23 protein-coding genes are annotated in these 23,746 nt (G+C 60.6%); 7 read left to right on the forward strand and 16 right to left on the reverse strand.

What is annotated here, in order from left to right; translation table 11 throughout:
• Nucleotides 1-61: 61 nt before the first annotated feature.
• The 3 genes from C0398_00735 to C0398_00745 all read left to right on the forward strand — a co-directional run bounded on the left by C0398_00735 (nt 62) and on the right by C0398_00745 (nt 2,274).
• Nucleotides 62-820: a nitroreductase gene (locus tag C0398_00735; GenBank protein ID MBA4364515.1), complete on the forward strand. Its 759-nt coding sequence runs from the start codon at nt 62-64 to the stop codon at nt 818-820.
• A gap of 99 nt (nt 821-919) precedes the next feature.
• A complete protein-coding gene (locus tag C0398_00740) occupies nt 920-1,405 on the forward strand; it encodes a hypothetical protein (GenBank protein ID MBA4364516.1) in 486 nt (161 codons plus the stop codon).
• Nucleotides 1,406-1,455: 50 nt separating this feature from the next.
• Nucleotides 1,456-2,274 carry a hypothetical protein gene (locus C0398_00745; GenBank protein MBA4364517.1) on the forward strand — a complete coding sequence of 273 codons (819 nt, stop codon included), beginning with the start codon at nt 1,456-1,458 and terminating at the stop codon, nt 2,272-2,274.
• Between the two features lie 15 nt (nt 2,275-2,289).
• Here the strand turns inward: C0398_00745 and C0398_00750 are convergent, their stop codons facing one another.
• Nucleotides 2,290-3,006 carry a M48 family peptidase gene (locus C0398_00750; GenBank protein ID MBA4364518.1) on the reverse strand — a complete coding sequence of 239 codons (717 nt, stop codon included), beginning with the start codon at nt 3,004-3,006 and terminating at the stop codon, nt 2,290-2,292.
• 163 nt (nt 3,007-3,169) lie between these two features.
• Here C0398_00750 and C0398_00755 point away from each other — a divergent pair, with 163 nt between their 5' ends.
• Nucleotides 3,170-3,934, forward strand: coding sequence for a DNA-binding response regulator (locus tag C0398_00755; protein MBA4364519.1), 765 nt, complete (start codon nt 3,170-3,172; stop codon nt 3,932-3,934).
• The gene (locus C0398_00760) at nt 3,924-6,386 is read left to right on the forward strand and encodes a hypothetical protein (GenBank protein MBA4364520.1); all 2,463 of its coding nucleotides are present in this window, start codon (nt 3,924-3,926) and stop codon (nt 6,384-6,386) included. Before C0398_00755 ends, C0398_00760 begins: the two co-directional genes overlap by 11 nt.
• Here C0398_00760 and C0398_00765 read toward each other — a convergent pair.
• Nucleotides 6,383-6,832 carry a CGGC domain-containing protein gene (locus C0398_00765; GenBank protein ID MBA4364521.1) on the reverse strand — a complete coding sequence of 150 codons (450 nt, stop codon included), beginning with the start codon at nt 6,830-6,832 and terminating at the stop codon, nt 6,383-6,385. The genes C0398_00760 and C0398_00765 overlap by 4 nt on opposite strands.
• A 128-nt stretch (nt 6,833-6,960) precedes the next feature.
• On the opposite strand from C0398_00765, the gene C0398_00770 reads away from it, so the two are divergent.
• Nucleotides 6,961-8,175, forward strand: coding sequence for a hypothetical protein (locus C0398_00770; GenBank protein MBA4364522.1), 1,215 nt, complete (start codon nt 6,961-6,963; stop codon nt 8,173-8,175).
• A 216-nt stretch (nt 8,176-8,391) separates the two neighbouring features.
• Here the strand turns inward: C0398_00770 and C0398_00775 are convergent, their stop codons facing one another.
• The 12 genes from C0398_00775 to C0398_00830 all read right to left on the reverse strand — a co-directional run bounded on the left by C0398_00775 (nt 8,392) and on the right by C0398_00830 (nt 20,269).
• Nucleotides 8,392-9,264 carry an ATP-binding protein gene (locus C0398_00775; GenBank protein MBA4364523.1) on the reverse strand — a complete coding sequence of 291 codons (873 nt, stop codon included), beginning with the start codon at nt 9,262-9,264 and terminating at the stop codon, nt 8,392-8,394.
• Entirely contained in the window at nt 9,206-9,946 is a 741-nt protein-coding gene (locus C0398_00780; protein MBA4364524.1) for a hypothetical protein, read from the reverse strand. Before C0398_00780 ends, C0398_00775 begins: the two co-directional genes overlap by 59 nt.
• Nucleotides 9,947-10,111: 165 nt before the next feature.
• Nucleotides 10,112-10,777 (reverse strand): hypothetical protein, encoded by a 666-nt coding sequence (locus tag C0398_00785; protein ID MBA4364525.1) that lies wholly within the window; start codon nt 10,775-10,777, stop codon nt 10,112-10,114.
• 230 nt (nt 10,778-11,007) lie between these two features.
• The gene (locus C0398_00790) at nt 11,008-12,030 is read right to left on the reverse strand and encodes a hypothetical protein (protein MBA4364526.1); all 1,023 of its coding nucleotides are present in this window, start codon (nt 12,028-12,030) and stop codon (nt 11,008-11,010) included.
• Between the two features lie 121 nt (nt 12,031-12,151).
• Nucleotides 12,152-12,397 (reverse strand): hypothetical protein, encoded by a 246-nt coding sequence (locus tag C0398_00795; protein ID MBA4364527.1) that lies wholly within the window; start codon nt 12,395-12,397, stop codon nt 12,152-12,154.
• A complete protein-coding gene (locus C0398_00800) occupies nt 12,391-12,753 on the reverse strand; it encodes a hypothetical protein (GenBank protein MBA4364528.1) in 363 nt (120 codons plus the stop codon). The genes C0398_00795 and C0398_00800 overlap by 7 nt, the downstream gene beginning before the upstream one ends.
• A gap of 24 nt (nt 12,754-12,777) precedes the next feature.
• Nucleotides 12,778-13,272 carry a hypothetical protein gene (locus C0398_00805; protein ID MBA4364529.1) on the reverse strand — a complete coding sequence of 165 codons (495 nt, stop codon included), beginning with the start codon at nt 13,270-13,272 and terminating at the stop codon, nt 12,778-12,780.
• A gap of 131 nt (nt 13,273-13,403) precedes the next feature.
• On the reverse strand, nt 13,404-15,698 hold the full coding sequence (locus C0398_00810; GenBank protein ID MBA4364530.1) for a hypothetical protein: 2,295 nt from the start codon (nt 15,696-15,698) through the stop codon (nt 13,404-13,406).
• A gap of 343 nt (nt 15,699-16,041) precedes the next feature.
• Nucleotides 16,042-17,406, reverse strand: coding sequence for an oxaloacetate decarboxylase (locus C0398_00815; protein MBA4364531.1), 1,365 nt, complete (start codon nt 17,404-17,406; stop codon nt 16,042-16,044).
• Nucleotides 17,407-17,726: 320 nt separating this feature from the next.
• Nucleotides 17,727-18,596: a hypothetical protein gene (locus C0398_00820; GenBank protein ID MBA4364532.1), complete on the reverse strand. Its 870-nt coding sequence runs from the start codon at nt 18,594-18,596 to the stop codon at nt 17,727-17,729.
• Nucleotides 18,597-18,876: 280 nt separating this feature from the next.
• Complete coding sequence (locus tag C0398_00825; protein ID MBA4364533.1) at nt 18,877-19,302, reverse strand: hypothetical protein; 426 nt, start codon at nt 19,300-19,302, stop codon at nt 18,877-18,879.
• Between the two features lie 223 nt (nt 19,303-19,525).
• A complete protein-coding gene (locus C0398_00830; protein ID MBA4364534.1) occupies nt 19,526-20,269 on the reverse strand; it encodes a hypothetical protein in 744 nt (247 codons plus the stop codon).
• Between the two features lie 214 nt (nt 20,270-20,483).
• Between C0398_00830 and lysA the strand changes: the two genes are divergently transcribed.
• Nucleotides 20,484-21,701: a diaminopimelate decarboxylase gene (gene lysA, locus C0398_00835; GenBank protein MBA4364535.1), complete on the forward strand. Its 1,218-nt coding sequence runs from the start codon at nt 20,484-20,486 to the stop codon at nt 21,699-21,701.
• A 63-nt stretch (nt 21,702-21,764) separates the two neighbouring features.
• Here lysA and C0398_00840 read toward each other — a convergent pair whose 3' ends face one another.
• The gene (locus C0398_00840; protein MBA4364536.1) at nt 21,765-22,808 is read right to left on the reverse strand and encodes a hypothetical protein; all 1,044 of its coding nucleotides are present in this window, start codon (nt 22,806-22,808) and stop codon (nt 21,765-21,767) included.
• Between the two features lie 111 nt (nt 22,809-22,919).
• Nucleotides 22,920-23,720, reverse strand: a complete 801-nt coding sequence (locus C0398_00845) for a hypothetical protein (protein MBA4364537.1) — start codon at nt 23,718-23,720, stop codon at nt 22,920-22,922.
• Nucleotides 23,721-23,746: the final 26 nt, after the last annotated feature.

A 23,746-nucleotide genomic window follows, 5' to 3' on the forward strand; every position in this document is an offset into this window, starting at 1 on the left:
CGGATTGCAGACGATTCTAGAGCGGTTACACTGAAAGCATACCACGATGCCGAGGTGAACGATGGATTCTGGACAACAGTTCTTGCACGACACACGCTACGCTGCCGATATGCCCGAGCAACAGTCCGACCAGGAGGGGGGGTTGCCACAACCCCCTCTTGAACTACCTCCGGATGCCGGCATCCCTATGATCGCCCTTCCGGACCCGAAGACGCTGAGGATCGCAGGCGTGGACCTGCGTACTGCCATCGACCGTCGCCACAGCATTCGCCTCTACCGCGACGAACCGTTGAGCATGGAGGAACTGTCTTATCTGTTGTGGTGCACCCAGGGGGTCAAGGCGGTCACGCCACGCCCCTGCACGCTCCGCACCGTGCCGTCCGGTGGCGCGCGTCACGCCTTCGAGACCTATCTGATGGTCCGTGCCGTCACCGGCCTGAAGCCTGGCATCTACCGGTTCCTTGCAATCGAGCATGCGCTACAACTCGTCAAGCCTGGAACGCAGACCCTGCAGGACGTCACGGGTCTGTGCGGCGACCAGAAGATGGTCGAACTGAGTGCCGTCACCTTCATCTGGGCGGCCGTTCCCTACCGCATGGTCTGGCGCTACAGCCAGCGCGCCTATCGCGGCCTGTTTCTGGACGCCGGCCATGTCTGCCAGAACCTGTACCTGGCCGCCGAGGCCATCGACTGCGGCGTCTGTGCCATCAATGCCTTCTTCGACGACGAGTTCAACACCTACCTCGGCTTCGACGCAGAGCAGGAGTTCGTCATCTACTGTGCGTCGCTGGGAAAGAAGCCGACCGGCACCCAAGACTAGTTCCAGCCTGGGAGGACATGCCGGAGCATCCTGCGCGAAGGAACCTTCACTTGACACATGGGGCTGCAAGACTAGTCTGGCGTGAAAGGGAGGCACACAATGCCCAATGCACTGGTCGTGTTCTATTCACTGGACGGTGACGTCCGATTTCTGGCCCGGTCGCTTGCCAAGGAGCTGCAGCTCGACTCCATGGAGCTGGAGCTGGTCAAGCCGCACCCGACACATGGGTTCATGAAGTACTTCAAGGGTGGGTTTCTGGCTGCCACCGGCGCCACACCGCCTCTCCGTCCACTCGCGCACGACGCCGCGCACTATGACCTGGTATTCATTGGGACACCCGTCTGGAACGGCCACCCAGCCCCGGCCGTGCGCACGTTCCTCAAGGGAGCCGACCTCAAGGGAACGAGAGTCGCTTTCTTCACCTGCTACGGCGACGACGACATCAAGACCCAGCGGATCCTGACTTCACTGGTGCCCGGAGCCAAGGTTGTCGGTCGCATCGGCTTCAAACTGCCCCTCAAGATGGACAAGGAGCAATGTACTACCGACCTGGTCCGCTGGGCCAAGGACGTGCTGAACAGCTGACGCGGCAGTCTGACGGTTGACGTGCGCCGCAGGGCCGCTATCCTGCCCCTATGCCCCGACGAAAGGCAACAGTCATAGCCCCTCCCAGAGACACCTCATCCGACGAGGCGGCACTGCGCGCCCTGTACCGCAAGGATCCGTCGCGCATCCTGCCAAATCCACTGTGGAAGACCGTCGCGCGCCTGCAGTCCCTCGAGTGCAGGTTCATTGATGACGCCGGCTCGGTGACGGGCGTCGAACTGCGAGAACCCGGGAAGCTGCTCATCTATGGGACCCGGACGCAGGATCCCCTGAAGGCTGCGTCGGTCAAGCTGGACGGCGTCCCCACCGTATATATCCACAATGACTTCGTGGCTCCTCTTGCCCCGTGGTTCGACCACAAAGAAGCTGTCTTCCGTATGCTCCACACCGGAAGTGAGCTGCCGCTGCGCGCCACGATCCACGGATACGCTGTGCGGGAGGTCGACATGGCGACTGAACTCCCTCTCGTGGCCACGATCCTGCATGCCTGCTACGACACACCCACGCCGGGTGTCGATGAGATCTCGACATGGACTCGGCTCCCGGTCTTTGACGCGCGCACCTGGCTGTGGATCGTAGACCGCAAGGAGAAACGCCCCGTCGCCTGCGGGATCGCCGACGTCGACCTGTCGACTGGTGAGGGTTGCCTGGAGCGAATCCAGGTCCTCCCGGCGTTCCGCGGCATTGGACTGGGTACCATGCTGGTGCAAGAACTGGTCTATCGCCTGGAACAGAAGGTCTCATTTACGACGGTTGCGGGCCAGGTGAAGAACTCCTGTGAACCAGAGCACCTCTTCCGTCGTTGCGGCTTCGCCGGCCGTGACGTCTGGTGGATCCTCCGCCGGTAGCACGACTTCTCTGTCCTAGATTGTCAGTGTTCCCCCGTGGTCCTTCAGCCAGCGCCTGCGCGCGTCATAGTCTGGCAGGACCGACGCGACGACTGCCCAGAACCTGTCCGAGTGGTTCATCTCGCAGCAGTGTGCCAGCTCGTGTACGACTACATAGTCGACCACATCCATGGGAGCCATGATGAGGCGCCAGGCGAAGCTGACGGTGCCGCTGGTACTGCACGATCCCCACCGCCGCTCGGCGCCCGTGATGCGCAGCCGTGGAACGCTCACACCGACCAGGGGCGCGTAGTGATGGACTCGTTCAGCAAGAAGGTCTCGTGCCCGGGCGCGGTACCACTCCTCGAAGACCCCTTCTCCGCGATCGAACGTCGCCATGTCCAGGATGAACCCTGTCTTCTCGTCAAAGGTCAGCGGTGTCTCCTGAAACGCAACAACTACGAACGGCCATTCGCGTCCCAGGTACGGGAAGCGTTCTCCTGTCAAGAAGTCGTGCCTCGGCAGCAGGGACACATGGCTGCGCGCCTTCGCAAGCTTGTCCTCGATCCATCTCGCCTTCTCCCTTAGCAGGGACTCCACGAACCACACCGGCGTCCGTGCGGTCGCCCGCACCACCAGCGTAGCGTCGGACCGGACCTCCAGCCCCACAGTCCGGCGGCGGGACCGTACCAGCACATATGCGCCCGCGACGGGACTCGTGCGTTGCTCCCCTTCGGGTTTCTTCATGCTCATGAATTGTGAATCCCTTTGGGGTCAGGCACTATGGTCTTCACATTCCAGATGTCAGTGCTGAGTGCTCCCCGGCCCTGGGTTTCCATGTTTTCCATGCGAGTATTGTGCCCCCATGTCGAGGAAGCGCAACCGACATATCTCTACTTAACGATGGGTTAACGCTATGCTGGTATCATCGAGGCGCGCAGGAAAACCTGCGACATTGGGAGAGAGGAGGAGAGCGACGATGAGAGTATTGGTTGTCGAGGATGAACCGACGATGCTGTCCGCGCTTTCTGACGCACTGACACACGAACGGCTGGTGGTCGATACCGCGCTGGACGGTCGCGATGCACTCGGCATGGTCCACGTCGAACAGGCGTACGACCTGATCCTGCTGGACTTGATGATGCCCCACATGGACGGCCTCACGTTTCTCAGGACGATCCGGTCCGAGGGACATGCCATGCCCGTGCTGGTGCTGACTGCCCGGGACCTCACAAATGACAAAGTCTCCGGCCTGGACGCGGGCGCCGACGACTACCTGACCAAACCCTTCGACCTCGATGAACTGCTGGCACGCGTGCGTGCGCTCCTGCGCAGGAATGGAAACCACAAGACATCTGTTCTGCGGGCGGGAGCAGTAGAGCTGGACACTGTCACCCATGTCTGCCGTGTGCACGAAAGGACGGTGACATTGGCCACCAAGGAAGAGCAGCTTCTCGAATATCTGCTGCGCAACCAGGGCCGCATCGTGCCGCGCGAGGAACTGGAAGACCACCTGTGGGACGCCAAGGCATCGCTGTGGTCCGACACGCTGCGCACGCATATTCGGTATCTGCGTGCCAAGCTGGACACTGACCCGGAGCATCCACTCATCACGACCCTGCGTGGACTGGGCTACGGCATCGTCGCCCCCTCCGACAAGGGAGACGGACATGACTCATAAGCTTGCAGGAACGCGCTCTCGTCTGATTTTCGCCGCAGTTCTGCTGTTCATAGCGGCGATCGTCCTGGGGAGTCTCATGCGCAACGCAACACCGGGTGCAGCCGACCCAGACACCCAGGAGATCACGACGGCCGAAGTGGGCACGACCATCCGGGAGCGCATCGCAAACCTGGACACGAAAGCGATAACGAATGAGACGGTTCGGAGTGCGATTGCTGACCAGCTGCCCGCTCTCGGTACACGAGGCTTCATCCGTGTCCACATCGCGAGCAAGAACGTCGACGTCCTGGTTGGAGCCGACTACAATCTCGACCAGGTCTTGGGAAACACTATTGGTGAAAACTTCTGGCACTACCGCCTGTCGCTCGCTCCTGTGAATGCGCCGGAGGAACTCCAGCCGTTGTACGTGACCTACTCAAATTCCGGTATGGGCAACTACTGGGGCGAGCTCATCATCGGCAGCGCAGGTCCCACTGCAGTTCAGGTCAGGACCTCTTTGGCATTCATGATCGCCATGTGGGTGTGTCTGTGCCTCGCAGCTGTGTGTATCATCGCAGTGTTTGTGATACCTGCGAACCACATCGCGCGCAGAGCGAAGTCGTGGACCCCGTTGCGCCGTGGACTGACCCTGGCTCTGGTCGGTGCCGTCCTCGCCGTTCCCGTTGCGTGGACCCTGCTCAGCAGGACGCACGCCACAGCACGGGCGGACTTTGCCCGAGGAACGGAACTCACCCTGACGTCCACAGCGAACACCATGTCAGAGTGGCTCTCGAAAGGCGAAGTTTCGGCAGCATATCTGCACGCGACGTATGCCATGTCCTACCCGGATTGCTCATTCCGCATCCTGGTGGACGGCAAGCTGCAGGATCGGGCGGGCGTCGACTACGGTCCCGCCGCCTATCAGAAGCCTGGCGACCCGCCGACATGGCGCAACCTGGCTCCTCTCACCGAGGGTGGCACGCCGCGGCCAGCCTATGTGACATCGGCCACCAAGGGCAATGTCCGCGTAGAACTGGTTGCACCGGAGACAGGCTACTGGCAAGTCATCCACCTGCGTCACACACTCCTCTGGGCTGTCCCTCTCCTTCTCGCTATCCTCTTTGCGCTGGGATACCTAATGGGCCGACGGCCTGAATCCACGGTCCCATCTTCCGAGGAGATCCTCCGCCACGCGGTCACCCGCCAAGCAGTCCTCACGGTCCTCGTCGTCTGCCTGGCGCTGGTGCCCGCTGCCGGATGGTTCGTGCAGACGTATGAGGCAGCAGCCGTCGGCCGGCTCGACAAAACCCTGCAGCATGATGCTGCGACTGTCAGAGGTCTGCTGAGCAGTCTGGATCCAACAGTAGCCGCCAAGAAATCCCTCCAGATTGCGGACTCTTCGCTGACTGTGGCCCGAACCGGCATGGTGTTCTCTCTCAAGTTCCAGCTGAAGGACGGGCGAGCGGACGGTTTCACCATCAACCCTGCGGAGAGCATGCTCAGCGTGGTGACAGGCACGGACACGCCCACGGCCCGCATCATCCCAAATCATACCGATCGGTCTGTCCCGCCCGGCCGCAACCTGGTCGTGCGCGTTATTGGAGCCAGTGGCCGGCTGAAAGACGGAACAGTCTACACATTCCTCCTGGGAACGACGATGCGACCCGTCGAACAAGATATGCAGGAGCTGTGGAAATCCGCTGCATGGGCTGGGCCCATCGCTTTCCTGTTCATTGTCCTGGCCGGTCTCATCGCGGCCAGTCTCGCTTTGCACCCGGTCGCCGAGTCGATGCGCCGGCTGGAGCAGTTCACCGGCGATGCTGGGCACGAACTGCGAACTCCACTCAGCTCCATCCGCCTCAACGCGCAGGTCGCACTGAACCAGGATGAGCAACCCGAGGACTTCCGCAGGCATCTCACAGCCATCGCATCACAGGCCGAGCGCTCCACGCACCTCTCGGAGTCGCTGCTCCTGCTGGCACGTCTCGACCGCGACCAGTCTTCCCCGCTGGCCCCCGTCCAGCTGCTGGACATCTGGACCGACCTGCACAGCGCGCATGCCGAGACCTTGAACGCGAAGTCGGTGAAGCTGCAGGCGCCAGAAACAGAGGTGACCCTCGTGACCAATCGCGAGTTGCTGACCGTCGCCTTGGACAACCTGGTGGAGAACGCCATCCGCTATGCGCCCGACGGGACAACCGTCGCCATCACTGCTCAGCGAACCGAAGATACGGTGACCATCGCCGTCACCGACCAGGGCCCCGGCATGCCGCCTGAGGCGCTACCCCACATCTGGGACCGCTTCACCCGCGTCGACCCCAGTCGAAGCCGGGAGTCCGGGGGCAACGGCCTGGGCCTGGCAATCGTCCGCAAGTCAGTGGAAGCCATGCACGGCCATGTCGCCGTCACGAGCGAGGTCGGTAAGGGCAGCACATTCTCCATCATCCTGCCGGCGGGAACTGATAGCGTCTAGTCGTATGCCAGGCGGATCTCCTCGGTGGCAAGCGTGGGCTGGATGAGCTCCTGCCACACGGGAGACTGCCAGGAACCCAACGCGTCGTGGATCTTGAAGTACTTCTGAGGGATGGGGTGGGTTCCGACGACGACAGGGATGCCATATTGCTCCTGGATGAACCGTCGGAACTCGTCGATCCGCGCGCACGGCGGGTAGCCGACGAGCATGCCGGTGGCAAGGTGGATGACGGTCACCCCGTTCTTCTTCATCTCGGCGGGAGCGTATTCGATGTTGCCCCCGGGACACCCGCCGCACGTGGTACAGCCGACGAGTTCTACTTCTTTCCCCACGTAGATGCTGAACGCCCCCTCACGGTCCCTCAAGGCGCGCAGGCATTTGCCAGCCGCGCAGGTATGGTATCTGTTGCACATGATCATCCCAACACGCACGATTTCGCCGCTCATCGAACCTCCTCATCACACAGAACAGATCCAACAGTAAGTCTAGCCACATTCGGTCCCGCAGGCCAGATCAAAGTACCAATCTCCTTGACCAACAGCCGATTCGGAATACCATGGGAGCATAGCGCAACATGCGTCACGCTTACTGCGTTATGCACTATGAGTATTGGCGACGGCAAGATTCGAATGAGTGGAGGTGTGCAATGGTTGGAAACCCTTTTGTGCTCGGACTCGTGCGCGGCCCGGATCTGTGCGACCGGAAGCATGAACTTGAAGACCTCTGCAGTCGCGCTCAGAACGGTCACAACGTCATCCTGGTGTCCCCCAGACAATACGGCAAGTCGTCGCTTGTCCTCGAGGCGCAGGAACAGTTGCGGGCCTCTGGTTTTCTCACAGTCTATGTGGACCTCCTCGCGATAGCTTCCGATAGTGATGTGCCGCGGAAGCTTGCAGCGGCCCTGGTGACCGACCTTGGCCGGGGCGCCGACCCCGTCACCTTGGCGAAGCGTGTCAAGAACCTGTTTTCGCGCATCGTCCCCTCCATCGACCTTACTCCCACGGGAGCGACCGTCTCTATCGGTCTTGCTCAGGATGCCGACCCAATCGTGCTGCTTACCGACGTGCTCGACAGCATGTACCGGTACGTCGAACGACAGAAGGTCCGCGCATGTGTTGTCCTCGACGAGTTCCAGGAAATCGGAAGACTGCCTGGCTCACGGACTATCGAGGCTACCTTCCGTTCCTATCTGCAGGACCGTCGCAACATATCCTTCTTCTTTGTGGGCAGCCGGCGGCAAGCACTGACCGAGATGTTCACTCGCGCAAGACCTCTGTACCAGACGGCGTACCTCACGCCTCTCGAGAGAATTCCACGTGAGGACTTTGTCCCATACATCACGGAACGCTTCGACCGTACTGGCAAGAAGTGCTCACCAGAGACGGCCGGCCTTATCTACGACCGCGTGGATGGATACCCCGCATACGTGCAGCGGCTCGCTGGCGCTGCATGGGACTTGTCGAGTCTGACGTGCACGAAAGAGAAGATCGAAAACGCATATGGCAGTCTGCTTACAGTGGCAGGCGTCGAGTTCGGCTCTACCTGGATCAGCCTACCACTTGGGCAACGAACACTCCTGCAGGCGCTGGCGGCAGAATCCACGACCCAGCTGACATCCGCCGATTACCTGCGACGACATGGCCTAGTTGCCAGCACGGTACAGCGGGCCATCAAGCCCCTGCTCGAGCTCGATCTCGTAGAACGCACCCCCGCGACGGGACGCTTCTTCGTCGTAGACCCAATGTTGGCCGCGTGGGTATCCCGTTCGCCAGCAATCGAACTGAAATAACAGACACTTCCTGTGGTTTGCTGTTCATGACGCATAGTGCGTTACGCATCATGCGTTTTCCTCTACGGTACTCCGGCGGCAGTACACGTCCTTTCGGAATACTAATGTCACCCACGCTCTGCATGCAGAAGCCCTAGTGCAGGATCCTGCACTAGGGCTTCTGACGTCTTTCAGGAACTACGTTGCGGCTTTCGAGTTACTGGACCTTCAGGATCCTCACCCTTGAGGGGTGGCAGGCTTCGCGGGCGCAGCAGTGACCGTCGATGTCGTCGCGACATATTCCGCCAGTACTTCGGTGACTGTTGCGAAGGACGGCATCTGGACGTCTTCGACGTGGCCAGTGTCGGCCTGCCGGGTGACCTCAGAGTCGATGGGAAGCCGCGCAAGGATAGGAGCGCCGATGTGGTCGGCCAGCTCCTGCGCGTGGCTGGGCCCGAACAGCTCAAATGCCTCACCACAGTGGGGACACGTGGCCGTCGCCATGTTCTCGACGATGCCTAGAATCGGCTTGCGCATCTGCTTCGCCAAGCCTGCAGCCTTCTCGACGATCATACTCGCCAGCTCCTGTGGCGTCGTGACCATGAGGATGCCATCGACCGGCAGAGACTGGAACGCCGTCAGGGGGACGTCGGCCGTTCCGGGCGGCAGGTCTACGATGAGGACGTCCAGGTCTCCCCACGCCACGTCCGTCCAGAACTGCTTGATGGCTGATGTGAGCAAGGGGCCGCGCCAGATGACCGGCTGGCCGGAGTCATCCAGAAACAGGTTCATGGAGATGGTCTTGATATCGGTCGCCGTCTCGGGCGGGATGATCCCGACCATCGAGGACTCAGGCCGCGCGGTCATGCCGAAGAGACGTGGAATGGACGGCCCTGTGATGTCTGCATCCATGATGCCTACCTTCAGTCCGCGACGTGCCAGCTCGACTGCGGCCATGGCGGAGACAAGAGACTTGCCTACGCCGCCCTTGCCGCTGGCGACCGCGAGCACGTGCCGCACGTGGTTGACCTGTGAGGTCAAGCTCTCATTGTCAGCCGTTGCCATGCCCTTCTCCTTCGTGATGACAGCCATGGAGCTGTCCGGTGACATTCACAAGACTTCCCGTCCGGTAGGCCTCGACAATCTCGTCCAGACTGCTCCTGTCGGTCTGCATGACCTTGAGGCCCGCTGTGAGGAGCGCGTCCATGGCCCCTCCGCCCATGCCACCTGCAATGACGGTGTCACAGCCATGTGCGGCGTCGGCGAGACGCTTGTGCACCTCTTCGTGCGGGAGCCCGCTGTCCAGAGCAGCGTCGCCACAAACGTGAGCAAACTTGTCCCTCAGCTCGGTGGCAGTCACCTCACCGTCCGTGATCTCGACGACCTTGTAATAGTGGGCGCGGCCGAAGTGCTGGCAAAGGGTCGTGCCATCGTCGGTCGGTAGTGCGATTCGCGTAACCATCCTGGTACCTCCTGTTTTCTCTTCCTGCTGTCTGTGGACTGGTATGGCGTTCATGTCTGCGTCCCACGCCCTCGCGACCGTCAGCAGCTGTCCGCCGACGAGCGATGCAACGACCTTGCGGCGGGCGCCCGCAAGAATGCGATGGAACGTACTCTGGGAGATGTCCATAAGGTGTGCCGCTTCCGTCTGATCCAGACCCAGCAGGTCGCTGAGACGCAATGCCTCCATCTCGTCAGCCCCAAGGACATGCAACGTCCCTGCGGCCTCCGGACAGGAGGGCTGCGCTCCGTCATACAAACCGCACCTGCGGGCAACCTGTCGTCTGGGCATGTCATCTCCTCGTACGAAATGAATATATATTCATTTCATTGGAATGTCAACCTCTGTGAGGAGACCGACACCCGTGCATCTTGTAGCAGGGCTCACGCACCGGACGGCGAAACGAAAACCCCCGGGGAAACATCCCGGGGGTACAACTGTCAGAGACGGAAAGAATCAGCCTGCGATGCAGCTGCCGGTGACGACACCGCGCATACCCTGACCGGCGCCGTTGCCACCTGATCCTTGCCCAACTCCGCGACCGCCGCGGCCAGTCCCCTGTCCAATCCCGGTACCGCCGGCAAGAACATTCTCAAAAGCGGGCTGGTGTCTGTTGACAGAAGCTGCTTTCAGGTTGGCGAAGACCTGCAGGATGTCCTGGTTGTCGACGACCTTGACCAGTTTCTCATACAGAGCAATGTCCTCTTTCTCTACCGTGACGCCGAGCTTGAGAGCATCTTCCATTGTGGTGATGCCTGCTATCAGGGTGCTGGTGCGTGCAGCCTGTGTGTCGGCAGGAACTGCGAGCTGGTACTTGGTGAACAGGGCCGTCAAGGCTGCGACGTGCTGTTCTTCAGACTTCACGATGCTGGTGAAGGGACGAATGCTGCCAAGCTTTGCAATAACTGCGGTGTAGACGTCACGCGCCAGATACTCCTCCTGCAACGTCTCCACCAGTGCGTCCTTCTCGGTCTGAGACAACGCCTCGACGGGCAGGTTGGCGATCGTCGTACAGGTGGCAGCCGGAGTGGTGCGCCGAGCACCTCCGTATGCAGATGCGACACCAGCACCGGAACCAACCAGAACTGCGACTGCCAGAACTGCTACTAGTATTCTCTTCATATACGTTCTCCTTGTGTGTGGTCTCGGGGAAGCTTCCCTTCCGGAAGCATCTCCTGAGTGTAGTACACCGCGGTCCCGCAGTTCGTACTCACACAATGGTCACAAAGCGACACAGTGTAGTCATAGAGCTGGTTGTACTGAACATGTGCGTCAATTGCTATTCCTTGACATTACGCCCCGAAAGGAGAGAACCTTCCGGGGCGGCCTTTGTCTGGATACCTACAGCGCGGCTATGGGTTAGTCGCCAGTGCAGCGACCTTCCAGGCGCCACCGCCCTGCGGGATGAGCTCCACCCAGCGGACGTTGCGGCCGTCGTCCCATCCGTACTTCTCCGGCGACTCAGATGTCCGCACGTCCAGCGTCACCTTGTAGAACTCGCGCTCCGCCGTCCACTGCTCCAGGCTAGCCTGCTCGACGCCCACGACCGTCAGCGCACTCAGGCTCTGGAAGTTGGCCAGCCACACCTGCGCGGTGGCTTCGTTGGGTGATGCCGCATAGGCAAGCTGGCGCACCGCCCACTCAGGTTGCCTCGTGCTGATGAAGCCGAAGAATTGGCGGAGGTCCTTCTCGTGGCTGTCCGTCCGCGGTTTTTGCAGGGCTTCGCGGTCGATGGGCAGTTCCATTGGCTCATTCCGGTCGTTGACGGCCCGGAGAACAGCGCCCGTGATGCCGTCCACGAACATCCAGTACGTCAGCCGACCCCCGGACGCGAGCGTCTCGGAGAAAGCGAACACCCACCCCGGCGTTTGGCGGCCGTCGGTGGTATTGTTGCAGGTGAACTCCGTCCAGGTGAGAGCTGAAAACTCTGCACCCTGAGCGGCGACGGCCTTCGCAGCATCCTTCATGGCTACAGCGGGGCGCTCCCTTGGCCAGTCAGCGCCCATGGCCATCTTCGAAAAACTCCGTGTCCCGATGTCCCTGCTGGCAATGGCCTTGCCCTGGATGCTGAACATCATCCAGTTCTCGCCGACGGGGTCGGCGTACCAGACGAACCAGGCCGCTGATCGATCACTGTCTTGCCAGTCAGAGGCAAGGCGCATCGTGAGCGACTCACGTTCCTCGACGGGTGCGAGGCGCCACAGCACAGCATCACCGAAGTTTTTCTTTGCCTCCGGCCAGACAAGTTCGGCAGCCTCGACGGAGGTCAGGCCGGCTGTCTGCGAGGGCCTGCCGGACGTACGCTTGCATCCAGCCAGCGAGCAAGAGAGGACAGTCAGCAATAGACAGCACACGACAAGATGACGAGCAGTCATAGCCACCTCCGGTGGACGATGTCCTTGAGTTCTGCCCACAGTTTGGACGGAGGACGGTCCATGTCAAGGACGCCCCGAGGGGCATGACAGACTCCTTTTCGGCATCAGGCATGACAGGTTTCTACACCAGGTCGGACTGGTGGCGCTGGATGGCAATGCGTCGGTGGCGGTCGAGCAGCTTCTTGGCGGGGACTGCCAGCAGCGACGCCACCATGTGGAACAACAGCACCGGTGAGCGCCCCCCTCGGTACGCCAGGTACAGTCCACACGCGAGGCCAATGCTCGCGCCGAGGTCAGAGTTGTGTGTCAACAGGTACAGGGCGCCGAACAGGCTAAGCGCCACCGACATCTCAAGCGGCATCAGCACGAGCAGCGTCCCCAAGGTGGTTGCCAAACCCTGTCCCCCCGGAAGTGTGCGAACACCGGGAAGTCGTGGCCAAGCACGGCAGCCCAGGCCGCCGCAAGAACCCAGCCCTGCGAGAGACTGAGAGCCCGTGCCAGCAGGACTGCCGCTGCTCCCTTGAAGACGTCGCAGAGCGCCACGATCACGGCAGGGACGGCTCCGACGGTGCGCGCCACGTTGCGTGCCCCCATGTTCCCGTCGCCCACCTCCTTGATGTCGACACCCGCCCGTCGCCCCGCGATGACGGCTGACGGAATGGATCCCAACGCATAGGCCAGTACGACCGCGAGAATGGCAGCAGGCAGTTCCCAGTGTGTCATAGCCACCACCTCCTCATCGGACGACTACCCTATGAGGAGCGCGATAAGGAACAGTACGACCATCAGGGCGGAGGCAATGAGGAGGATCTGACGCTCTCGCTCCGTGGGTGCGGGGACGGAACCCAGCCACCGAGAACGCGGAGGGTGCCGGGCCGGCTGGAACACAGACCATGAGGTGCCACGGCTGGTCGTCGCCCACGTCGCGGAGGAGACTCCCGTCCCCATGGGCCGTCCGATTCGCCGAACTGCCTGTCGCATGCGTGCCAGCGCAGGACGTACGCCGGATGACCACCAAGACGTGAACCTTGCCGCCCTGGACCCAGTCGAGGGTGTTTGCAGGGGGGCGCGGCCAACACGTTCAATGAGCACGCGTCCACAGGACGGGCACCGTTCGGACTCCCATGGGATGACGGCATGGCAGAAAGGGCAGGGACGGTATCCGGTGGGCAAGTCCCCGCCGGTGCCGTTTGTCCGCTGCTGATAGTTCTGTCCCTGCGCATGCAATGAACCGTCGTCCAAGACGACCTCCTGTCGTGGCAGACAGTATACATCGGTCGCGCTGGACATGAAGACGGCCCCGCGTCCTTGCCGACGCGGGGCCTTGAAGCTATGCGATGTTTTTTCGCGTGGTGCTGTGTGTCAGGTCCTGCTTACTTCCACCAATACCAGTACTGGATGTTCCAGTTGCTGTAGACGGTGGAGGAGAAGAAGTGGTCGTAGCCCTTGATGCCCTTGCGGACTTCGTCGGGATAGACACGCTGCTCAAGATACATGCACGGAAGATCTTCACCAAAGATGTCCTGGATGTTGGCATAGGCTTCTTTGAGGACAGCAGCCGTGGTGGCCTTCTGCGCAGCGTCGATCCACTTGTCCATCTCAGGACTGTTGTAGCGGTAGTTGTTCTGTCCCTGCATGCCGTTGGCTTCAGTCGGGATCTGGTTTGAATGGAACTGGTTGATCGAGCCGAAGGCGTCATAGTTGCTGAAGCTGATACCATGCAAGCTCACGATGAAAGTGCCGGCCGTGTTGGCATCCAGCATGGCGTTGAAGTCCATGGGGTTGTGCTCGACTTTGATGCCGAGCTTCGCGAGCATGGGCTGGATCAGGGTGACTTCACGGATACGGAAGGCGGCGCCAGTCGCATATGGAATCTTCAGGACGGCTGCGGTGCCATCAGGAAGGGTGCGCTCCGTCTTGGCGGCATTCCACTTCCAGCCGGCGGCATCCAGGAGCTCGTTGGCCTTGTCGACGTTGTACGCATACTTGGCCAGGACCGGCTTGAAGTAGGCGGAACCGGAGGACAGGGGCGACAGGACTGCGTCAGTACCGACCATGGCCTTCTGGGTGATGAGCTTGCGGTCGATACCATAGAAGAAGGCCTGGCGGACGCGCTTGTCCTTGAAAAACGCGCTGGTCAGGTTCCACTCGATGATGCCGGCGGTCGTTCCCTTGTTGTAGTAGACGTTGAAGTCCTTGCCCATCTTCTGCTCGAACTGCTGGGCGAGGTCCAGCGTCAGCGACTCGGAGGAGGCGTCGATCTGGCCGGTCAGCATGTTGATCAGCAAGGTGTTGGTGTTGTCGATGAACCGCTCGGTGATGGTCTCGATGACGGGCTCACCGCCGAACCAGTCCTTGTTGGAAGAGTAAATGATGTACTGCCCTTCGACCTTGGACTTGACGGTATACGGTCCGCAGTAGGTGGGGTTGTTGTTGAAGTCCGAGGTGTTGATGCTCGTGGGGTCCTTGTCGAACTGGGGTCCCAGGATGTGCTTCGGGAAGATGCTCCAGCCGGTTGGGATGTAAGCGTCCCAGTTCTTCCAGGTGATGCGGCAGGTAGTGTCGTTGATCTTCTGGATGTTGGTGACGAGGTCCATGGGGGTGCGGGAAACGACCTGGATATCGTCGCTCATGTACAGCTTGTGCGAGAAGATGTAGTCGTCGATTGTGACAGGCTGCCCGTCGGACCACTTCATGCCCTTGCGGAGCTGGAAGTCGGTGATGACCGTGCCGTCCGCGTTACGGATGAGGTGCTTGTTCTCGAGGGTGGGCACATAGGTGCACATCTCGGGATACAGGACGCCGTAGGGGGTCAACGAGATGGGTCCGCTGGCGAGGAAGGTCACGGCCTTGGCGGTGTAGGCGGAGTCAGAGATGAGGGTGAAGAGGCTCTCAGGAGCGTTCTCCTCAGCTACCGTGACGGTCTTCTTGCCGGCGGCCGGAGAGTTGATGGTGTTGTAGATGGCGAACGCGCAGTCGCCGCGGGTGGCAGACATTATGGGGTTCAGGTTGCGGAACTTGTCCCACACCAGGAGCTGAACGCGCGGACGAACGGCGATGGTGACTGCGCCGATGGCGTAGGCACCGATCTTGGACTCGTCGTTGGCGAAGGCAACCGGCTCATTGATTTTCTGAGATTCGGCTTCCTTTCCGAGGACGCGGACAAGCAGGATCGCCATGTCCTGACGCTTGATCTGGGAGGCGGGGGCGTACTTGCCACCACCGATGCCCTTGATGTAGCCGGCCTTGACGGCAGCTTCGACATAGCCGTATGACCAGCGCGATGTCGAAACGTCGGTGAACGTAGCCCTAGCGGGCTTCACAAGTGCAAGACCCTTGGCAATAACGATCATCTTGGCGAACTCTTCGCGGGTGACCATGCCCTCGGGCTTGAACGTGCCATCGGGATACCCGTTGATGACCTTCTTGGCGGTCAGAGCGGTGATCTCATCAAATGCCCAGTACGACGCGGCGACATCCTTGAAACCGGCGGCGCGCGCGGTGAGGACTGGGGAACAGACGGCAAGAAACATAACAACTGCAAGAACGATAGATAAGAATCTCCTCATGTAATTCTCCTTCCTTAGCAGAGTAGGTGCTGAAGACGATTTCAGGTGGAGCGGTGGTTGGCAAGCACCTCCTTCCTCGCAGGCAGTCATAGCGTTCATCAAACTCGGTTGCTCAGTCACGGTTTACCAATTTGTACAGACGCAACAGCAGACTCCACACACATGGTGCACAATCTCGTTGCGCCACAGCGTATGGCAAGGCACGTCAACACCTTCCTAAACGTTACACGAACGGTTTTTTTTGTCAAGCAAGAGGCAAAGGGCGAGGCACGGGTTCAGTGTGCCGAACGAATTGTCTCGGCCATCGTTCGGACGCTCTGATACATCGGCGCACGCGCGCGGCGAATCGTGAAGGCAGCGGGCAGCCGCCACGGACACACCCGGGATGCGAAAGGGCCTTCGTGCGAAGTCCCCGACAACTGGTTGGACAGAAAACGGTCGATCAGACCTTGTTCTCCTGCTGTTCTTTGCGCCACTTGAAGAAGTCGAGTGCCACCTGAGGGAAGATGGCATAGGACAGGATGTCTTCCTCCTGCTGGGCATACTCCTTGACCTCGTCGCGGAACTTGGCCATCTGAGGTTCGATCAGGTCCGCGGGACGACAGTCGATGGTCGCTTCGTCGCCAATGATCAGCTGCTTGATCTCGTCCGAGATCGGCACTGACGCGCGGCCATACTCGCCCTTGACGAGGGCCTTGGTCTCCTTGGTGCACTGGACATAGCGACCCATCATCACGTTGAACACGGCCTGCGTTCCGACGATTTGCGACGTAGGGGTGACGAGGGGTGGGTAGCCCAGGTCCGCGCGCACCTTCGGCACCTCCTTGAGAACCTCCTCATACCGGTCGAGCATGTTGGCCTGCTTGAGCTGGCTGACCATGTTGGAGATCATGCCGCCGGGCAGCTGATAGATGAGCGCGTTCACATCGACCCCCATCACTTTGGCGTCCAGCAAACCCGACTCCAGCGCCTTCTCGCGGACCGGGATGAAGAACTGCGCTACGGCGTTCAGGGCTTCGAGGTCGATACCCGTGTCGTACGGTGTGCCTTTGAGCGCGGCCACCATCGTCTCGGTACACGGCTGCGACGTTGCGTTGGCAAATGGGGAGATGGCACAGTCGACGACGTCAGCCCCCGCCTCAATCCCCTTGAGGTACGACTGTCCGGCCAGGCCGGTCGTGTAGTGGCTGTGGATCTGGATGGGCAGGTTCGTCATCTTCTTGAGGGCGGCCACCAGGTCGTAGGTCGCATAGGGCGTGAGCAGGCCCGCCATGTCCTTGATGGCGATGCTGTCCACACCCATCTGCTCAAGTTCGCGGGCGATGCCCACGTACTTGTCGATCGTATAGGTCGGGGCGATGGTGAAGACGATGCAGCCCTGAGCGGTGCCACCCAGCTTCTTGGTCGTGCGGATGGCGCGTTCCACGTTGCGCATGTCGTTGAGCGCGTCGAAGACGCGGATGATGTCGATACCGTTTGTGAGCGACTTCTCGACAAAGGCGTCCACGACGTCATCGGCGTAATTCTTGTAGCCGAGGACGTTCTGGCCGCGCAGCAGCATCTGCAACTTGGTATGCTTCATGGCATGGCGGACAGTGCGCAGACGTTCCCATGGGTCCTCGTGGAGGAACCGGAGGCAGGAGTCAAAGGTCGCCCCACCCCACATCTCGATGGAGTGATACCCGACGGCGTCGATTGCCTCGAATGCAGGCTCCATCTCCTTCGTGGTCATGCGGGTGGCAATGAGCGACTGTTGAGCGTCCCGGAGGATCGTCTCCATGATGCCCACCTTGTGAGCCGGAGCCATGCTGGAAGATGGGGATGCCAGGTCTGGTCTGCTTCCTACACCGATTTCCTCAATCTCCACGTCGAACAACTTGCCACCGACGTTCATGCTGAACTTGTTTGACACGTGAACCCCCTCTGCAGCGATTTCTCCTGTGTTGCGGCGTGGACCGGGAGATCCTTCCAGGAGTGCGCTCGTACTCTAAACAGTATACCTCATTGTCATCGGAAGTTGGCAACCAGGCCACCAAGGGCTGGCTGAACCCGTGACAGGGAGCGCAGAATAGCATCGAGGCCCCTGCTGACGCAGAGGCCTCGGGTTCACCTATGAAAGAGGAGGATCTAGAGACCAGTGGATTCGGTCGGAGCAGCATTGCTGCCAGACCATCCGCCCATCATACCTCCACGGAATCCGCGGCCGGCATCCTGCCCATCGCCGCGACCACCGCGCATGCCACAACCACCGCGGAAGCCGCCTGCAGCAATCGCGACCTTCGTGCCGTCAGCGCCCGTGAACGAGGTGGCCATGACCGTGTTGGCATCTATCGGCATCTTGAAGCCTTCGATCTTGACCGCATCGCCGACCTTCACGGTGATGTTGCTCGCTTCATGTCCGAGGACCACTGTCACGATGGTGTCGTCGGCCTGCTTGACCTTGATGGTCGCCATCGCCCGTAGAGCTGGCCTGGCGGTGTCGCCTGGAGCAGGAGCTACGGACGTCGTCGGCAGGTTGACTTCAGTGACGGTGCCGGCAACGCTTACCGTCTCGATGTTAGGTGTCCCGTCAGCTTTGCGCAGCGTGACGGTCTTGCCATCCGCACCCGTGAATGTCCAGATGTGCAGCTCGTTGAGGCTGTTCCGTGTCTCCGACGTTCCTTCGACGGTGACGACATCACCGACCTTCATCGCGATACCTGCAGCCTCCTCACGCCCAAGCTCAAGTGTGTAAACTGTCCCGTCCGCGTTGTCCTTGATCTTCGCATAGCCCGCAGGTCTACCCCGGAACATGCCCATGATTCCCCTGCCGTTCTCTGTTGTACTCGCACTCGAAACCTCCGTCACTGTACCCGTCACCGAGATGACATCGACACTGGTCCCCTGTGGCGTCGTCACGGTCCGTAGCTTGGTCGCTGCTGATGCTATGGCGATACCGCCTGTAAGGAGCCCTGCGATGACGACTGCCAGGACGACCTTGCCTATCGTTTTCCTCATAGTGTTCTCCCTTCTTACGGGGTCACCCCCGGAGTGCAACATCCATGGATGCTGTCACCTCTAGTACATCGCACCGAAGGGTTTCGTACATCCAGTCCTGTGAAGACTGAGGGTGTCGGTCCCGATACGGATTCCTCCGCGCGGACAAGCCCACTTGGATGCACCGCATGGACAAGGAGACGTTCTGGAAACCCTCGAAAACTCTGGCAAGAGCATCGTCAGGCCTGCACACTCCAGTGATGTAGAGGGGAGGAGCGTGAGTGAAGCTGGAAACCGAGATCTATGGAGCAGCAAATTCCGCCGTGAATGTGATCGTCTCGCCGGCGCGACCCAGTTGGGAACCCACCGGTACAACGCTGACCAGCTTGGCGCCAGAAGGTCCGCCACCGGTCACGGTCAGGGTATAGACCCCTGGGCGCACGATGATTTCGTAGGGGACCATTGAGGCGGTCCACTGTTGCGCTCCATTCAGCCGGAAGGCGAGGAGCCCCGACCAGGCCGTCCCCTGCTGCGTCGCCCGGATATGGACAATGGTCTCGCCTTCTGGTGCCATGACGCGCTTGATCTGTCCGAAGAATATGGGCAAGACCAGCCCCAACACAACGCAGAACGTCAGGAACACCGGCAGACCACGCTTCACCTTCGCCAGGCTCGCGGAATCGCGCCAGCCGGAGCGTTCCTGTTCCGGCCTGGCCGAGGGCGCCACCTTGTAGCGGGATCGAGTATGATAACGACCCCCGTCCGCGCTCCTGGATGGGCGAGGAGCTGTCGCATATGAACTGCGTGACTTGTAGAGTCTCATGGTTTCCCGTCAGCAGTGTACCAAGCTATACCGCCAGCCCAACCCATCGACCTGCGTCACGCACCATGACCGGTCAGCCATGTCACGCGTCCGATACAGCTTTCCTCCTGTGCCAGCGTGCGGCGGATCAGCGGCGACTAAATAGCGACTGTAATGCCTTGCTGAAGGCGATCATGCCCAGCATCATGCCACCGATCCAGATGATGCCGCCGTTCTGAAGGGTCCACGTCGTCGCGTCAGCAGGGGTCTGCGCTTGCAGCAACAGCACGGTCTGGTACAACTTGAGACCACAGAGGGCAAAGACCCCACCGCTCAGGATCGCCGCGAGGATCACCGGTACCCATCCCCGTACCGCGAGCGCGATGACCCCGCTCACCAGGCACAGGAGCCCCAGCCCGACGTTCAGCAGGTTCTGCAGGTTCAACGGGATCCCCTGCTTGCTGTAGAACATGCCCTGCGCGGCCAGCATGGCTACGCCGCCAAGGATGGCGATGAACCCGCCGCCAAGACGCTTGGCCGATGTGGCACCACGAGCGCGCTGATAGCCTAGAGCTGCTGTCGTCTGGGGATACCCAGAAGGAGCAGGGCTGGCATACGGGCTCCTGAGCGCCGCACCGGGTCCCCCGTAGGGCGCCGCCTGCGCGGGCTGAGAGGCTGACGCAGCTGGTGGGGGCGTCGGTGCTGCACTATACGGCCCTGCGCTGACAGGTTGGGGAAGAGGTCCCTCTGTCTGCGGTGCCGGGGCCACCTGCTGGACGTCATCCGACGGAGCCGGATGCAGTTCGGTGACGTCGGCTCCGCAATTCGGGCAATGCTTCGCTTCGGACGGTAGAGGTTTGCCACATTCGATACAGAATTTCGCGGGTTCCATCGTTTATCCTCCTGGGCAGTCTCGTACTTCTCCGTGCAGGTTCGACGGTCATGCGGTCATCCTTGCTGCGCTCAGTATACGGGGTAGGCGATACACTTCAAGGACGGCGACGCCTGATTGGACGCTCACTTGACAGGACGGAGCACGAGCACATGATAGAACGATTGGTGCGGGAGCCCCCGGATGCGCGAACCATCGTCTCGTCCAACGACAGATGTCCCGTATTGTGTCAGAAAGGACCCAGATGAACAACGACCTCATGTACCAGGGCTCAGACCTTATGCTTGACCGTTTGCCTCTCGCCGACGTCGCGAGGCAATTTGGTACACCTGTCTACGTCTACTCGGCCTCCTCGATCCGCAGGCAGGCCACCCGTCTGATGCAGAGTCTGGGCACGATCGGATCACTCCGCTACGCCGTCAAGGCCAACGCGAACCCTGCACTCCTTGCACTCATCTTCAGTATGGGTATCGGGGCCGACACGGTGAGCCGGGGAGAAATCCAGGCGGCTCTGGACGCCAGCTGTCCTGCCGACCACATCGTCTTCTCCGGTGTTGGAAAGACACCGGAAGAACTGGCATTTGCGCTGGACCATGGCATCTTCATCAACGCTGAAAGTGAAGAAGAGCTGGTTGCCATTGCCCGCCTGCGAACGGGCACCCACGTCGGCATCCGCATCAACCCTGCCGTCGATGCACACACCCATCAGTACGTCACCACCGAGACGGAGGAGACCAAGTTCGGCACCCCAATCGACGCCGCCCCCGGCGCGTTCCGGCTGGCAATGGACGCCGGGCTCGTGCCCGACACCATTTCCTGCCATATCGGCAGTCAGATCACAAGCCTCGAGCCCTATCGCAAGTCCCTGGCTCGCCTGCTGGAGCTGCGCGACTCCCTGATGGGCGACGGTATCCCTGTGAGCAGTCTGGACATGGGAGGAGGATTCGGCATCAATTATGATGGAGGTGCCGACTTCGCTGTGGAGGACCTGCAGGCTCTCCTGCATCGAGATGTTCCCCAAGGTATGAAGCTATCGTTCGAGCCGGGCAGGTACCTTGTGGGGCACGCAGGAACGCTGGTGACACGTGTCCTGTACCGCAAACACCATGCCAGGACATTTGTGGTCGTGGACGCAGGCATGAACGACCTGATTCGCCCCGCGCTGTACCAGGCGCATCATGCGATCCTCCCGGTAACCCGGAGGGATTCGGAACCAACCCCGTGTGATATCGTCGGTCCCGTCTGCGAGTCGGCAGACTGCTTCGCCCGGGACGTCCTCATGCCGTTGCCAGAACAGGGAGACCTTCTTGCCATCTGCGACACGGGCGCGTATGGATGGTCCATGAGTTCGACCTACAACAGTCGTCCGCTGCTGCCAGAAGTCCTCATCGAAGACGGAGAGCCGGCCCTCATCCGCGAACGCGGGCAGTAGGAGAAGACTGTCGTGAGGACGCACTGGTGACCCAGAGCATCAATACCACGGGGAGACAGTCTTCTACCGGGGGTTGGCGGGGTCGACGCCCAGCTTGCTGTAGAGCTGACTCCGAGTGATGGGAAGGACGTAGACCTTCACCGATCGTCGGCCCCACCTGCATGCGTCGCCGAACGAATTGAAGAACAGGTCAATGCAGTTTCCGTTGATGCTGGTCCCCGTATCCGCTGCGACTGCGTAGCCATATCCTTCTATGTACAGCACGGTCCCCATGGGGATGAGGCGCCGGTCGACCGCACAGGTGCCGTAGTGAAGCCACAAGCCGGAGTAACCGTATAGATGGTCCTTACCGTCGAGGATCGTGGCGCGCCTGTTGGAATAGGCGGTGGCAGACATCGTGTAGGTGCGCGTGGGCTTGATGTCCAGGCGAGCGGCACCGACCTCATAGACCTCATGGACGACAGGCTTGATGGTCTGCGTCTTGACGACAGCTGAACCGACTGCCTGCTGTGCGACCTTAGTCACTTTGATGGTCTTCTGGAGGAGGCCGTTCTGGCCCATGACACTGATGTAGCTGCGTCCGACTTCCATATACGGGTTCTTCTCGTAGACGCGCTTATAGGCGATCGTCTCGGTCTTGCTGGTGTACGCGTAGGTCGTGCGCATGACGACGATGTCATCGTTGTACGGCACAGGATCGCTCTGATGCGGGCTGACCTCGTCTTCCGTGTTCAGCTTGATGCCGTTGTCCGCCAGAAGCTCTCCGACCGTCTCCACGGTCGAATAGATGGTTTCACTGGTATGATCGATGGTGAGTGTGACCGGCTTGGCGCGCACGATAGCGATTTCCCCATGGGGGATGACCGCCGCGACATCCGGTGTTACCACATCTTCCGGGCGCAGGGAATAGGTATTCGCCTTCGCCAGGACGCTGCTCACCGACATGCTGCGGAACGCGACGATCCACGTCTTGTTGCCTGCATCGTTGACAACATACGCGTGAACGCCTGCACTCCAGAGGAAGAGCCCACCGAGAAGGACACCCATGACAGCAAAGAGGACGGCCTTTCTCCTGTGGAACACCCTCACGAGTCGTGTTGTGTCCATAGTAGGCCGATTATACCACTGGCTGTAGCGGCTGCAAAGGTTCCGCCCAAGAACGAATGGCTGGATCACTCATCTGGAGAGGTCCAGCCACATTCACGACGTGGAGGTGAGTCAGGTACGCCTTCGGCCGCCGAAGAACCTGAGGACGAACAGGAACAGGTTGACCAGGTCCAGATACAGGCTCAGAGCGCCGATGACTGCCACTTTCTCGGCCTGCGCGTTGCCCCCGAGGACTTTACTCCAATCCCCCCGAGGATGTTGCTCTATCCGAGGGGTGTATTCGGAGGGGCGGTCTTCTCCAGCCATCGTGATGGGGTTGTCGCCCGTGGGGTCCAGACTGAGCGCCATCCTGCGCAGCTTCTGGGTGTCCCAGGCGGCCAGCCCCAAAAAGACGACGATACCGACGATGCTGATCAGAAACTCCAAACCGGAGCTCTTTGTGAAGATGTTGATGATGGACATGCCGATGATGCCGAACAGCCCAAACAAGGCAATGTTGCCAATCCTCGACAGATCCATGCGCGTGGCCGATCCGATAAGCGACATTGCCAGGAACATGCCTGCCGAGGCGACAAACGCCATGGTGATATCTCCCTTCGCATACACCATGAACACGGAAGACAGGGTGAGCCCGTTCACTGCGGCATAGGTGAGGAACAGGAGCCCCGCCGTTTGCGGAGACATCCTGTTGATGGTGCGCGCGAGCCCGATGACTAGACCGAACTCGGCAGCAATGAGGAGGATAAGCACGATCGGGTTGCCAAAAATCACCTGCTGGATCGCCTGGCTGGTGCTGACGAACCAGGCAATAGCCGCAGTCAGAGCGAGGCCTCCGGCCATCCAGCCATAGACCCGGTTGAAGAATGCCCGGACACTGTCCTCCGGACGTATGACGGTTCCCTGATATTCCATGGAAGCATCTCCTTTCAAGCGCAGCA

This window comes from Coprothermobacter sp. (assembly GCA_013824685.1).
In the GTDB taxonomy this organism is placed as follows: domain Bacteria; phylum Caldisericota; class Caldisericia; order Cryosericales; family Cryosericaceae; genus Cryosericum.